The organism is Streptomyces capoamus (assembly GCF_014654935.1).
Taxonomy (GTDB): Bacteria; Actinomycetota; Actinomycetes; order Streptomycetales; family Streptomycetaceae; genus Streptomyces; species Streptomyces capoamus.
Window position 1 is genome coordinate 438,088 of record NZ_BNBF01000003.1, and the last position, 12,740, is coordinate 450,827.

Consider the following 12,740-nt stretch of genomic DNA (forward strand, 5'->3'; position numbering starts at 1 on the left):
CCGATCCGGGCTGAGCGCGGCGATCGACGCGATGCCGGACAAGGAACAAAAGATCGTGTTCGTGCGACTGCGTGAGTTCGAGGCCGGTATCAAGTCCAACCTCGCCGCCCTCAAAGAACTGGCCGAACGGGAGAAGTGATGCGCACAGCGACCACCATCGAGGCCTCTGGCGGCGGCACCTGGGGCGAGACCGTCGAGTTCGTCCTGGAGGCCGAGAAACTGGGCCTGGACATCTGCTGGGTAGCCGAGGCATGGGGCAGCGACGCCCCGTCGCCGCTGGGCTATCTCGCGGGCCGTACCGAGCGGATCCTGCTCGGCTCCGGGGCCATCCAACTCGGCACTCGGTCCCCGGTCACCATCGCGCAGACCGCGATGACGCTCGCCCACCTCTCGGCCGGCCGCTTCATCCTGGGGCTGGGAGCGTCCGGGCCGCAGGTCATCGAAGGCCTGCACGGCATACCGTTCGCGCGGCCGCTGACGCGGATGCGGGAGACCGTCGAGATCGTCCGACGCGCCTCCGCCGGTGAGAAGATCGATTTCCAGGGCCGGCAGTTCACCATCCCACTGCCCGGAGGCGAGGGACGCCCGATGCGGCTCAGCGTCGAGCCGGTGCGGATACCGGTCTACCTGGCCACCCTGTCCCCGCGGATGCTGGAACTCACCGGTGAGATCGCTGACGGCTGGCTGGGCACCAGCTTCGTCCCCGAGGGCGCCCACGCCTACTTCACCCACCTGGACACCGGGCTCGCCCGGGGCGGCCGCACCCGCGCCGACCTCGACGTCTGCCAGGGGGCCGAGATCAACATCGTCTCCGACGAGCGCCGGCTGGCCGAGGTCGTCGGCAGCCGCAAGAAGGAACTGGCCTTCTCCCTGGGAGGTATGGGATCCGGCTCCACCAACTTCTACAACAACGCCTACAGCCGCCAGGGCTGGGCCGACGTCGCCGCACGGATCCGTGAACGCTGGCAGGCCGGGGACCGCGACAGCGCCACCGCCCTGGTCACCGACGAGATGGTCCTGGCCACCACCCTGATCGGCACCGAGGAGATGGTCCGCGACCGGCTCCGGGACTGGGACGCCGCCGGCGTGGACACCGTCCGCCTCTATCCGGCCGGCGACACCCTCGGGGCCCGGCTGGACAACCTGGGACGCGGCATCGACCTCGTCCGCTCGCTCGACACCCGATAAGCCCCTCTCCCGGTGGTCGGACCCAGCCCCCGCGACCAACGCTCAGGCCCACGCGAAGGCCCCCGTGCGGTCATCTCGCCCGCCCCGGCGCGGCGTCCCCGCCCCGAGCTCACTGTCGACCGTCCGCTGGGGGCCGTTCACGGGCGCCCGTTTCGTCACCAGCGATCACACACCCGGGTCCCCGGACCCGGCACCATCGAAGGGACCACCATGGCGCCGACCGCCTCCCCAGTCACCACCAACCGCCGCTCCTGACGTCACCGGTCAGGTCGTCGGCATCCTGGACGGGACGGGGTCGCAGGGCCGGGGGCTGGCGTTGTTGACGGAGATCAGGTTGGCCACGAACGCCTCGATCTGATGAGCGTTGCGCAGTCGCCCGGCATAGACGCCGCGCATGCCTGGGATGCGGTCGACGAGGGCCAGTACGAGGTCCGTGTCCGTGCGCCGGTCCCCGAGGGCCATGACGTCCGTGTTGATGGTGTCGATGGACGGGTCGGTCAGCGGCACGGCCGACAGGTGATGGAAGGCCGCGGTGACCCGGGTACAGGTGCAGTCCAGGAGCGCCCTGCGCGGTGCATTTCCAGTGCATGCCCCGTGCTCTTTGCCGCAGACTCGGGGCTCACCCGAGCAGCATTGCTCGGTGGCGCCTTCTGTATCGACGCGCTGTACGACCCGATTTCTGCCTGCAGCACGATTGCCACCCTCGTATGACAGTCACACATTGTCACCGATATGGGGGAAGATGTCCCTACCCGGGTCAACGGCAGGGCAGCATGGTCACACACAGTAGTGTCGACCGTTTGGGGCCGCCTAATGAAACGAACCTCCGCATTCGCCCTCACGCTGCTCGCCGCCGCGGCCGCGCTCCTACCGAGCACCACGGTGACGGCCCAGGCGGCCAGGGGGCCAGGACAGGTCTGCTTCTGGACCGACATCGGCCAGCACGGCCAGGCATGGTGCTACGGGCCACCCGGCTACGCAGAGGCCGAGAACAGCACGCAGCGCCACGCCGTCTCTTTCGTTTCCAGCGTCAACGTCAGCGTTTATGCCATCAGTTACACCGCCGTCGGCTGTCTCTACCGGGAGATCCGCCCAGGCGACTACTCCGAGAACTGGGAATGGGCGAACAAACTCGACGGGGTCAGTGACAACCCCATGGGATGCGACCAGGGCTGACCCGCTGTGCATCTCCGACCGCGAGCCCACTGGCTCCCACTCGTCGTGATCGCGCTGCTCTGTCAAAGCGGCTGCGCGAGCCGCCCCGCACCGCACTCCCTGTCACCCGACGACACCATCAAGGCCGCACAACAGGTGCTCACCGACCGCTGTCTGACCCGCCAGGGCCTTACCCCGCCCCGGCCAGGACAGCGACCGCGCAGCTCCGCGCAACAACAGCGCATTGCCGACGCCCTGTTCGGGCGACCACCCGCCGAACTCTCCCTGATCCTCGCCAACGGCGTCCCTGTACGCGCCCACACCGACGGCTGCCTCGCGGCCGCTCAACGCACGCTCTACGGCGACGAAAAGCGTTGGTTCGAGGTCTCCACCGTAGTCAACAACCTCAAGTCGGAGGCCACCTACCGGAAAACCAGCCTCAGTGCTGTCCGCGTCCGGCACCACTCCGAGCTCACCGAATGGCGCCGCTTGCGCTCCCACGCACTCGACACCTCGGCCCGGGTCCTGCGGGGCGCCGGCCACCGGGACACCTGAGTCCCCTCTCCGAGACACCTGCGAAAGGAACCCCTTCATGAAGCATCCCCTTGCCCTGGTCACCGCTGTCGTGCTCGCCATCGGCGGCGCCGCCGTCACCACCACCGCGTACGCCGCCCAGTGCCCGAGCGGCAATTTCTGCGCCTGGACCGATGCCAACTATGGGGGCCAGCGCTGGAACTGGTCGGGCGACGACGGCAACTGGGAGCCGGGCATCGAGGACGCGGACTCGTCCTGGGCCAACCACGGCATCTCGGGCCCCGGCATCAAGGACCATGTCCAGGTCTACGAGAACCCGGGCTGGGTCGGCCTCGGTACGGTGTGTCTCGCCCCCGGACAGGAGATCCCGTACGACAGCTGGGGCAACGACAGCGGCGACTCCCACACATGGAAGATGAGTTGCTGAATCACGCCTGCGCCCCGCGGTGTTGAGAGCCCGTTGACGGTAGGCAGTAGCGCCGTCTGCAGCGCGGCGTCGACGCGTCGACGCGTCGACGCCGCGCCAGGTGTGCGCTCGGCGAGAACACTCGCACGAGGGTGCGCACAGGGCTCCGACCATTGGATCCTGCACGGTGGTGGGCCGGGGGAGCGGGGAGAAGCCGCAGGATCAGCAACGGACGGTTCGTGGAAGAGCCGACCAGCGGCGAGGGGATCACAACCGTCTCGGCTTCGCACTCCAGATGCCCTGGAATTTATTCGGGCTGCCCTGTCGGGCGATGCTTGCGGACGAACCTCGTGCGGGTGGAGCCGACGCCACCGGCGAACCACCGCGCTTCCGCCGCCCTCGCAGCGGACATGAACCGATCGACGAGCTAGGCGGTCAAGATCACCGGTTTAGCGTCAATGGCGGTCCCGTTGTTCCGAGGCCGGGGGAGCGGCGGGAGCGTCGCCACCGGATGGATGACCTTGTCCGGGCGGGGGCATATGGGGGACGGGTCGTCGCCGGGTGTGTGCGGCGGTGGGGAGGGGGCGCCGTGGTGTGGTGGGTGCTGCTGGGGGTGGCCTGCGGGTCGGCCTGGGGCGCGGGTGCGTGGTTCCGGTGGGCGTACAGCCGTCTGGACGTCCCGGTCGTTGCGGGGCGGCGGGAGCGGCTGGGTCTGTACGACGTGGCATTCCTGTCGGGTGGGGGTGAGCGGGTCGCCGAGACGGCGATGGCGGTGATGCTGCTGGAGGGGCGGCTGTCCGTGCAGGACAAGGTGGTGACGGTCCTGGATCCGGTTCCGCGTGATGCGGTGGAGGCCGCGGTCGTGCGGGTGGTGGGTCCGGGGCCGCGGCGGCGGATGTGGCGGCGGTTGAGCCGACTGGGCCGCTGCCCGGCCATCGACGCGGTGGGTGACCGGCTGGCGGGTCTGGAGCTCGTGGTGAGACCGTCCCGGTACCGGGTGTACGAGGCGGCGGACGCGGCGTCGCTCATGGCCCGGGTGGTCTCGGCGGTGCTGGGGCTGGTAGCTGTGGGATTCGCCCTGGCGCGGCACGGTCCGGTGCTGGTCGTGCTGGGGGTGGCCGTGGCCGCGGTGAGTGGGGGCGAGTTGTTCCGCTGGGGCACGGACTGGCTGCCTAAGGGGGCGACGCAGCGGGGGCGTGCGGCCCTCGCCAAGTACGAGCGGCGTTGCCGGAGGGGGGAGTGGGCGCCTTCGGCGGACGGCGGCCCGGGCCGGGGTGAGGGCGACACGGTGGTGCTGTGCGAGGTGGCTTGCTGGGGGCTGCGTGAGCGGCTGCCGGCGCTGTGGGAGGCCGTGCGGCTCCCGGCGTACAGCGGGTCGCCCATCGGAGACGGGCCGGGGCTAGGCGGGGTCTAGCGCTGCGGCGTCCGTGCCCTGGCGCCCGTGGCCCAGTGCTGGTGTCGGTGGGGCGTCGAGGGTGCGTCGGTCTCCCCGCTCGCGCGAGCGCCCGTACGTCACCCTCGTGGCGCCGGAACTGGTGGTGGAGGCCAGGGTCGACGTAGCCCGTGGCGCGCCCGAACCCATCGCCCGCCGACGTCCCAGCCTCCGAGTCCGGGCCGGCGGGCTGACGACCTGACCCGGGCTACGACGCGGCTTGCCTCCCCGCCCGTGCGGGCGAGTGCACGCCATACGTCTGGTGCGCGGGATGCCCGCTTGATGTGCGGGCACGGGGTGTTCCGTCGCCTGCAGGAAAAAACGCCCCCGGCTTTCTCGGTCTGGCCCGTGCGACGGCCTGTGGGCGCTCGCTGTCCGACTGACGCGCAGACCCAGCCGCCCCCCTCCTCCGGCGCGGGGAAGGTGTCCGGCGCGGCGAGGGACTGGCCTTGCCCTACTTGGTCCAGGCAGGCCGTCGACTGACGCCGAGAGTGGGTTTGTTGGTGTGCCGAGTATTTGTTGGCCTGGGGTGTTGTGGGTTCGTGGGCGCGGTGAATCCACGGGAGCTCGGTGAGTTCGCTCTCGGTGAGGCGGATCCAGATCTGGCGCACGTCGCGCGGGTTGTAGTGGATCTCCCATTTCGGCAGGGGCGAGGAGGTCGGCGTCGTAGGTGCGGTGGCGGATGGTGATGCCGGCGGGGGTGATGGCCTGCCGGCGCGCGGTCAGCAGTTGGAGGCCCTCGCTGCACCGGTCATCGGGCACAACCTCCATATGCGCCGCACCGCTCCCGTGTGATACGCCTACGTCCGGAACTGGATCAAGCGCCGTGTTGACGAAGGAAGTTGACCGCACGGCCGGATCAGGGGGGCGGAACAGATGGTGTGGATGTCGCGTGAGCAGGCGGACCTGCTGGCGCAGTGCGCGGTGGTCTTCGAGCCGGGCGACCCGCCACGCACCGGACGACTCGCCTTCCGCAGCCCCGACGGCCTGCCCGGTAGCGGCCCCGACGGCCTGCCAGGCGCCGGCCCCGACGGCCTGCCCGGCGCCGGCCTCGACGCACTGCCCTTCGGCGACAGCGGCGAGGCCGACCTGGTCATCGACGAGGGCGGCACCCTCACCGTGTGCCGTTTCCCGGTCCTGCGGCTGACCGTGGCCGAGGCGCTGCCCGCCCTCACCCTGGCCCGCCGCCTCCACGCCCGGGAGGTGCACCCGGGCGACCCCGCGGACCCCGCCCCCAGCGCGTCCGCCGCGTTCTGGGGCGCCGCCACCGCCGCGAGCCTGCACCTTGTCGCCCGCGGCCGGGTCCTCGCCGGCGTCTCCGCCACCCACCACGACACCTGGCGGGCCGGTCCGCTCACCCCCGAGGACGTCCAGTACCTGCGCGAACTGGCCGCCGCCGCACCGGCCGAGGCGCTCGCCACCCCGCTGGCCGTCCCCGAGGACGGCCCCCTCCTCTTACCGGACATCGCCGACCTGCTCCGCTCCTTCGTCGACGCGGTCGCCGACACCCTGCCGCGCACCGCCGCCGCCCCGGCCGCGGCCGGCCGGTCGGCCTTCGCCGCCATGGAACCGCAGTACGTCCCCCAGCTGCGCGCCTGGGCCGAGGAGATTTCCCGGGGGCTCACCTCGGGCATCAGGCTCGCCCTGCGGGTGGACCTAGTGCCCGCCGGCGACGGCGAGCCGCCCGCGCTGCGCCTGGTGCCCCAGGTCTCCAGCCCTGACGACCCCACCCGCATCGCCGACGCCGACGAACTGTTCGCCTCGGTCGAGGCCGCCGGATTCGGACGGCGCGCGCAGGACAACACCATCGCGGCCGTACGGCGGGCCGCCGAGGTCTGGCCGCCCCTGTCGCGGCTGCTGCCGGTGCCCTCCGCCCTCGACCTCGCCGACCACGAGGTCCGCGACCTGCTCGGCAGCGCCACCGACCGGCTCGCCGCCCAGGGCGTCGAGGTGCTCTGGCCCACGGACGCCGTCCGCTCTCTCGTTCCCCGCGCCGTCGTCGGCGGGGACCGCACCCCGCCCACCGACCTGCGGTCCTTCTTCCGCGGTGACGGCACGGTCGGCCTGCGCTGGCAGTTCGACCTCGACGGCCAGCCCCTCACCGAGCAGGAGAACGCCCACCTGGCCGCCGCCGACCAGGCGTTGGTCCTGCTGCGCGGCCACTGGGTGCTGATCGGCACCGACACCGCCCGCAAGATCCGCGAACGTGACCTGAAACCTCTCACCGCCATCCAGGCACTCGCCGCCGCCCTCACCGGGCACATCAAGATCAGCGGCACCCGGGTGAAGGTCGCCCCCAGCTCCTGGCTGCTCGCCCTCCGCCGCCGCCTGGCCGACCCGGACGGCAGCGACGAACCCGTCGAGCCGCCCGCCGCCCTCGACGCCACCCTGCGCGACTACCAGCTGCGCGGCCTGCGCTGGCTGGACCGCATGACCTCGCTGGGCCTCGGCGGCTGCCTCGCCGACGACATGGGCCTGGGCAAGACCGTGCAGCTCATCGCCCTCCACCTGCTGCGCCAGGAGCACCCGGACAGCGCCGGCCCCACCCTCGTCGTGTGCCCCGCCTCCCTCCTCGGCAACTGGCAGCGCGAGATAGGCAAGTTCGCCCCCGGCACACCCGTCCGCCGCTACCACGGCCCCCAGCGCACCCTGGAAGGCGCCACGACGGGCTTCGTCCTGACCACGTACGGCACCATGCGCCTGGACGCGGAACGGCTCGGCGCGCACCACTGGAGCGCGGTCGTCGCGGACGAGGCCCAGCACGTCAAGAACCCGCACTCCGGCACCGCGAAGGCCCTGCGGCTCATCCCCTGCGACGTCAGGATCGCCCTGACCGGCACCCCGGTCGAGAACAACCTCTCCGAACTGTGGGCCGTCCTCGACTGGACCACCCCCGGGCTCCTGGGCAGCCACAGCCACTTCCGCGCCCGCTGGGCCGCCGCCATCGAGGCCGAACGCGCGGAGCGCGCCGCATTCGGACCACCACCCGGCGAGGAGGGGGAACACGGCTCCACCGCACAGCGGCTGGCCGAACTGGTCCGTCCCTTCCTGCTGCGCCGCAGGAAGTCCGACCCGGGCATCGCCCCCGAACTCCCCCCGAAGACCGAGACGGACCACCCGGTCGCCCTCACCGCCGAGCAGCGCACCCTGTACGAGACCCACGTCCGCGAGACCATGGCGCAGATCCGGTCCACCGACGGCATCGCCCGCAGCGGCCTGGTGCTCAAACTCCTCACCGGCCTGAAGCAGATCTGCAACCACCCCGCGCACTTCCTCAAGGAATCGCAGGACACCCGCCTGGCCGGCCGCTCCGGCAAGCTGGAGCTGCTCGACGAACTGCTCGACACCATCTCCGCGGAGGACGGCGCCGTCCTGGTCTTCACCCAGTACGTCACCATGGCGCGCCTGCTGGAGGCGCACCTGCGCGCACGCGGCGTGCCCACTCTGCTGCTGCACGGCGGCACTCCGGTGCCGCGCCGCGAGGAGATGGTCCGCCGGTTCCAGGACGGGGAGGTGCCCGTGTTCCTGCTCTCCCTGAAGGCGGCCGGCACCGGGCTCAACCTCACCCGCGCCGACCACGTCGTGCACTACGACCGCTGGTGGAACCCCGCGGTGGAGGCCCAGGCCACCGACCGCGCCTACCGCATCGGGCAGACGCGCACCGTCCAGGTCCACCGGATGATCTCCGAGGGCACGGTAGAGGACCGCATCGCCGCCCTGCTTGAAGCGAAGAAGGACCTCGCGGACGCGGTACTGGGCTCCGGAGAGCAGTCGCTGACCAAACTGACCAATGACGAGCTGGCCAACCTGGTCCAGCTGAGGAGCGAGGGATGAGCGGCAACGGCACGCACGGGGTTTTCCGGCCTTCGCCGCGCGCCGCGGCGGCCGGGTACGCGGTCAGTCCTGGTGGGGCAAGGCCTGGGCGGACGCGCTGGAGGACACCTCCCTCGACGGAGACGCGTTGAAAAGAGGCCGCGCCTACGCGCGCACCGGCCAGCTAGGGCCGATCACCGTCAGCCCCGGCCGCCTGTCCACCACCGGCTACGAGGACGGCGACCCGTTCCGGACGGTGCTCACCCTGCACGGACTCGACGACGCCGCATGGGAGTCGCTCTGGGAGAAGACCGCTGAACGGCCTGAAGTCGCCGACGGCATGCTCGCCGGTGAACTGCCGCCCGACCTGCTGGAAGCCGCCGAGGACGCACGGGTGAGCCTGCTGCCCGGCTACGCCGACCTGGAGGCCGACTGCGACTGCGACGCCCTGGAGTACGTCTGCACGCACGCGGCCGCACTGAGCTATCAAGCGTCCTGGCTGCTGGACGAGGACCCGTTCCTGCTGCTCCTGCTGCGCGGGCGCAGCGCATCGGAGGCCCAGGAGGAACTGCGTTCCGTCGTCTTGCTGCAGGCGATCGCGGGCGGTCTCGGCAGCGCTGGTACGCGGCAGGACACGAAGCCCGCCGCGCCGTCGATGCCCGACGGCATCCCCGCTGAGGAGATGTTCGGGCGCGCTCCGGCGGCGCTGCCCGCGCTGCCGCCGCTGCCCACGCCTCCCGTCACCGCCCACGCGTCCACCGCGTCGATCGGCACCGACCCGCTCGAGCTGCTGATCAACGGCGCGGCCCTGCGCGCCCGCGAACTGCTCGCGTACACCCACGGACTGACCGCCGCACCGCCGGCACCGCTGGACCTGTGGCGGGACTGCGTACGCATCGCGGCCACGGGACCTGACACCCGGGTCCTGGCCCGGCTGCGGGAGGCCTCCGGCAACCCGCAGCGGTTCGAACGGGCGGTCGCGGCATGGCGCTGGGGCGGCAGCACCGGGCTGGACGTGCTGGAAGAGGTCTGGACGCCGCCGTACCAGGACACCGCCCGCGCCCGCCACGCCCTGGCCGCGGGCTGGGAGCAGGACGAACTTCCCGAGATCGAAATGCACGACAATCACTGGACGCTGGCCGGCCGCGGACTCCAGCTCCGCTACGGCCGGGACGGCCGGTGGTACCCCTACCGGCAGGAGGACGGCCGGTGGTGGCCGGCCGCCGCACCGCACGAAGACCCGGCCGAGGCCCTCGCCGACCTCATCGACGGCTGAACCGCGGGAAGCGGAGAGGCGCCACTCACCGGGGACGCGGTCGCCGACACAGGACAGGGCGAGCAGGCATCGGCCGACGGGGCGGCGGGGGAGGGGCGGCAGCCCAGGAGCCCGAGCGTTGAGCAGCGACTGCGGCGATGCCAGACACCGCCCGCGGCTTCCTGCCCGACCTGATCGACCGCGTCCTGCCCGGCCGGTTCCAGCCGGGCAGGGTCTTCGATCTCACCGTGCCCCTGGCCCAGGTCGCCGAGGGCTGGCGGGCGATGGACGAGCGCCGCGCGGTCAAAGCCCTGCTGGGGCCCCGACCGCGCGGCCGCGGGGGATTACTGTCCGATCGGGTTGAGGTAGGTGCCCGGGTGGGTGGCTCCGTCCTGCTTCAGGATCTGGCCACCGAACGGCCACTTCAGGGTGAAGTGCTTCGTCTCGTTCGGCGGGGTGACCTGGAACGTCGCGGGGACGAACTTCTTCTTCTGCGGCGTGGACCCGGCAACGGGGAGCAGGTTGATGCTGAAGTCCGTCGTGTCCCCCCGTCCCAGGGTGATCTTCGTGGGCCTCTTGGAGGAGCGCGCCAGTGACCAGGTGCCGTCGGTCCTCTGGGCGCCGACCATGTCGACACCGGCGAAGCCGGACAGGGTGCAGGCGTGGTTGCTCTTGTTGGTGAACCAGATGAACGCCTGCGTCTGCTTCCCGGCCCGCCCCATGTCCGGCTTCGCGTCGTCCCCGGTGGCGAAACCGGCCTTCAGGTCGGCGGTGTGGCAACGCGCCGGCGCGGCCTTGGTGGTGGCAGCCGAGGCCGGGACGGCGGCGACGGCGGTGCCGGTGGCGACGATCGCCGCGAGGGCCACGGTGGCCGTTTTGGTCTTCATGACGTGATCGGTTCCCCTCGAATACGACTCGGTGCGCGAGGTCAGCGCGCACCCACGCACCTTTAGACGCTTGATGACCGGCGGCGGTTCGTTGCACCGGGCAATCTTTCACCGCCCTGTTCGACGGGGACTGGACGACCGAGGACGCCGTCCCCGCACTCCTGACGTAGGCCCTGCCCCGGCTGGTGCGGCCACAGGGAAAGCCATCGGGCCCGGCCCTCCTACCGCAGGACCGGGCCGTGCTGCGCAGGATGGCCTGCGGCCAGTCCCTGCCAGAGGCGCGCGATGTGCTGCTCCGACGGCCGTCGCGATGGGCGCAAGAGCTTCTCCTGGCGCGACTACCGGGACCTGTTGATCGCAGCACACCAGCAGCTCGGGGGCCCGATCGTTCTCGTCTGGGACAACCTCAACGTCCACAAGGCCACCGACCTGCAAAAGTTCGCCGAGGCCCGGGACTGGCTGACCATCTGCTATCTGCCGCCCTACACACCCGACCTCAACCCGCGAACTCATAGACGGCTGCCTCGCCGAGACCGGCCTGACGATCAGACCCACCTGAGCAACCCGGCCACATCACACGTTCGACCTCAGTGATGCAGGGCGGCCGCGAGTGCCTCGGCCAGGGTCACGGGCGGGCGGCCGATCAGGCGGCGCAAGTCGCCGGAGTCGGTGTACATCTCGCCGCGGTTCATGCCGCGGTCAGCGTCAGCGAGGACCTCCGCCAGCTCGGCGGGTAGGCCCGCGGCGACCAGTACCTGGGCCAAGTCGGCCACCGGGAGGTCAGCGTAGGTGACCTGCTTTCCGGCCGCAGCAGAGATCGCGGCGGCGAGCTCAGTCAGGGTAAAGGATTCGTCGCCGCCGAGCTCGTACACGGCGCCGGTGTGGCCCTCAGCAGTGAGGACGACCGCTGCGGCCTCGGCGTAGTCGGCGCGGGACGCGGCGCTGATCCGCCCCTGGCCTGCGGCGCCGACGACCGCGCTGTTCTGCAGGATCTGCGGCAGTTGGCTGGTGTAATTCTCCAGGTACCAGCCGTTGCGCAGCAGCACGCTGGGGATTCCGCGGTCCCGCAGATACGCCTCGGTCTCGCCGTGCGTGGCACTGATGACGGTGGTGGCCGTGTCCGCGTGCGTCGTGCTCGTGTACGCCACTAGCGACACGCCTGCGGACGCCGCGGCGTCGATCACGCGGCGGTGGTTGGCGACCCGCTCGCGCACGGGGACCGAGGCCGAGATCAGCAGCAGCCTTTCCGCCCCCGCGAATGCCTCGGCCAGGCCGTCGGTGTCCGCGAAGTCGGCGCGGCGTACCGTGATACCTCGGTCGGCCAGATCCTTGATCCCGGCGATGTCCCGGCCGGTCGCGATGATGTCCGCGGCCGGGATCCCGCGCCGCAGCAGTGCCTCGACGGTGAGCCTGCCCAGCTGGCCGGTGGCTCCGGTGACGACGATCGGCATGATGGTCATTCCTTCCTTCCGCGCGTGCCCTGCACGCCTGCCGCGGTCCGTCCGCCGCGGGATGGAACACAGAATGACCTGGACACTCTCTGTTGGGGAGTAGCCACTTCTTGGTAGGGTACTTACCGCAGCGAAAGCATTGAGGTGAGCCGTATGGCTGCTGTCGAGAATGTGACCGGGCCCATGCCGTCATTCGATCCGTACGAGCGCGGCTGCCCGTCGCGGGACCTGCTCGACCAGATCGGCAGCAAGTGGGCGGTCCTCGTGCTCGGCGAACTCGGCCGGAACGGGACCTCCCGGTTCGGCCAGCTCCGGCAGGCGCTGGCGGGCGTGAGCGAGAAGATGCTCACCCAGACGCTGCGCACCCTCGAACGCGACGGGCTGGTCAGCCGGACCGTCTACCCAGAGGTGCCGCCGCACGTGGAGTATGAGCTGACCGCGCTCGGCCAGACCCTACGGGAACCGCTGAAGGCGCTCACGGAGTGGTCCGTGCTGCACATCGAAGAAGTCATCACCGCCCGCGAAGAGTACGACGACCGCACTGAGCGCACCAGGTAGTCAGCGGCGGCCAGCGGTCTGGTCATAGACGGCCGCCTCGCCGAGACCGGCCCGACAATCG

The 12,740-nt window shown here is 71.1% G+C and carries 10 protein-coding genes and 3 pseudogenes; 10 read left to right on the top strand and 3 right to left on the bottom strand.

The window, feature by feature from the left end:
• The first annotated feature begins 138 nt into the window (after positions 1 to 138).
• Complete coding sequence (locus IE312_RS07930) at positions 139 to 1,188, top strand: LLM class flavin-dependent oxidoreductase (protein WP_189979650.1); 1,050 nt, start codon at positions 139 to 141, stop codon at positions 1,186 to 1,188.
• A gap of 264 nt (positions 1,189 to 1,452) precedes the next feature.
• On the opposite strand, the pseudogene IE312_RS07935 reads toward IE312_RS07930, so the two are convergent.
• Positions 1,453 to 1,731 (bottom strand): annotated as a pseudogene (locus tag IE312_RS07935) (hypothetical protein); the annotation flags it as partial.
• Between the two features lie 270 nt (positions 1,732 to 2,001).
• On the opposite strand from IE312_RS07935, the gene IE312_RS07940 reads away from it, so the two are divergent.
• The 7 genes and pseudogenes from IE312_RS07940 to IE312_RS39210 form a co-directional block, all read left to right on the top strand.
• Positions 2,002 to 2,364 (top strand): hypothetical protein, encoded by a 363-nt coding sequence (locus tag IE312_RS07940; RefSeq protein ID WP_189979652.1) that lies wholly within the window; start codon positions 2,002 to 2,004, stop codon positions 2,362 to 2,364.
• 45 nt (positions 2,365 to 2,409) lie between these two features.
• Positions 2,410 to 2,898 (top strand): hypothetical protein, encoded by a 489-nt coding sequence (locus tag IE312_RS07945; RefSeq protein ID WP_229899278.1) that lies wholly within the window; start codon positions 2,410 to 2,412, stop codon positions 2,896 to 2,898.
• A gap of 37 nt (positions 2,899 to 2,935) precedes the next feature.
• Positions 2,936 to 3,304 carry a peptidase inhibitor family I36 protein gene (locus IE312_RS07950; protein ID WP_189979656.1) on the top strand — a complete coding sequence of 123 codons (369 nt, stop codon included), beginning with the start codon at positions 2,936 to 2,938 and terminating at the stop codon, positions 3,302 to 3,304.
• A 568-nt stretch (positions 3,305 to 3,872) separates the two neighbouring features.
• The gene (locus tag IE312_RS07955; protein ID WP_189979658.1) at positions 3,873 to 4,697 is read left to right on the top strand and encodes a TIGR04222 domain-containing membrane protein; all 825 of its coding nucleotides are present in this window, start codon (positions 3,873 to 3,875) and stop codon (positions 4,695 to 4,697) included.
• A gap of 894 nt (positions 4,698 to 5,591) precedes the next feature.
• On the top strand, positions 5,592 to 8,549 hold the full coding sequence (locus IE312_RS07960) for an SCO1167/SCO6262 family helicase (RefSeq protein WP_189979660.1): 2,958 nt from the start codon (positions 5,592 to 5,594) through the stop codon (positions 8,547 to 8,549).
• Positions 8,550 to 8,676: 127 nt separating this feature from the next.
• Positions 8,677 to 9,804, top strand: a complete 1,128-nt coding sequence (locus tag IE312_RS07965; protein ID WP_229899279.1) for an SWIM zinc finger family protein — start codon at positions 8,677 to 8,679, stop codon at positions 9,802 to 9,804.
• Between the two features lie 152 nt (positions 9,805 to 9,956).
• Positions 9,957 to 10,106 (top strand): annotated as a pseudogene (locus IE312_RS39210) (IMP dehydrogenase); the annotation flags it as partial.
• Positions 10,107 to 10,127: 21 nt separating this feature from the next.
• On the opposite strand, the gene IE312_RS07970 reads toward IE312_RS39210, so the two are convergent.
• Entirely contained in the window at positions 10,128 to 10,670 is a 543-nt protein-coding gene (locus IE312_RS07970; RefSeq protein WP_189979663.1) for a DUF4232 domain-containing protein, read from the bottom strand.
• A 297-nt stretch (positions 10,671 to 10,967) separates the two neighbouring features.
• Here IE312_RS07970 and IE312_RS07975 point away from each other — a divergent pair.
• Positions 10,968 to 11,229 (top strand): annotated as a pseudogene (locus IE312_RS07975) (transposase); the annotation flags it as partial.
• 28 nt (positions 11,230 to 11,257) lie between these two features.
• Here the strand turns inward: IE312_RS07975 and IE312_RS07980 are convergent.
• A complete protein-coding gene (locus IE312_RS07980) occupies positions 11,258 to 12,130 on the bottom strand; it encodes an SDR family oxidoreductase (RefSeq protein ID WP_189979665.1) in 873 nt (290 codons plus the stop codon).
• 174 nt (positions 12,131 to 12,304) lie between these two features.
• On the opposite strand from IE312_RS07980, the gene IE312_RS07985 reads away from it, so the two are divergent.
• Positions 12,305 to 12,679, top strand: a complete 375-nt coding sequence (locus IE312_RS07985) for a winged helix-turn-helix transcriptional regulator (RefSeq protein ID WP_053212341.1) — start codon at positions 12,305 to 12,307, stop codon at positions 12,677 to 12,679.
• Positions 12,680 to 12,740 lie beyond the last annotated feature (61 nt).

Coding starts and splice junctions, on each gene's coding strand:
- IE312_RS07970 (WP_189979663.1), bottom strand. CDS start 10,670: ATGAAGACCAAAACGGCCACCGTGGCCCTCGCGGCGATCGTCGCCACC.
- IE312_RS07960 (WP_189979660.1), top strand. CDS start 5,592: ATGGTGTGGATGTCGCGTGAGCAGGCGGACCTGCTGGCGCAGTGCGCG.
- IE312_RS07940 (WP_189979652.1), top strand. CDS start 2,002: ATGAAACGAACCTCCGCATTCGCCCTCACGCTGCTCGCCGCCGCGGCC.
- IE312_RS07930 (WP_189979650.1), top strand. CDS start 139: ATGCGCACAGCGACCACCATCGAGGCCTCTGGCGGCGGCACCTGGGGC.
- IE312_RS07985 (WP_053212341.1), top strand. CDS start 12,305: ATGCCGTCATTCGATCCGTACGAGCGCGGCTGCCCGTCGCGGGACCTG.
- IE312_RS07980 (WP_189979665.1), bottom strand. CDS start 12,130: ATGACCATCATGCCGATCGTCGTCACCGGAGCCACCGGCCAGCTGGGC.
- IE312_RS07950 (WP_189979656.1), top strand. CDS start 2,936: ATGAAGCATCCCCTTGCCCTGGTCACCGCTGTCGTGCTCGCCATCGGC.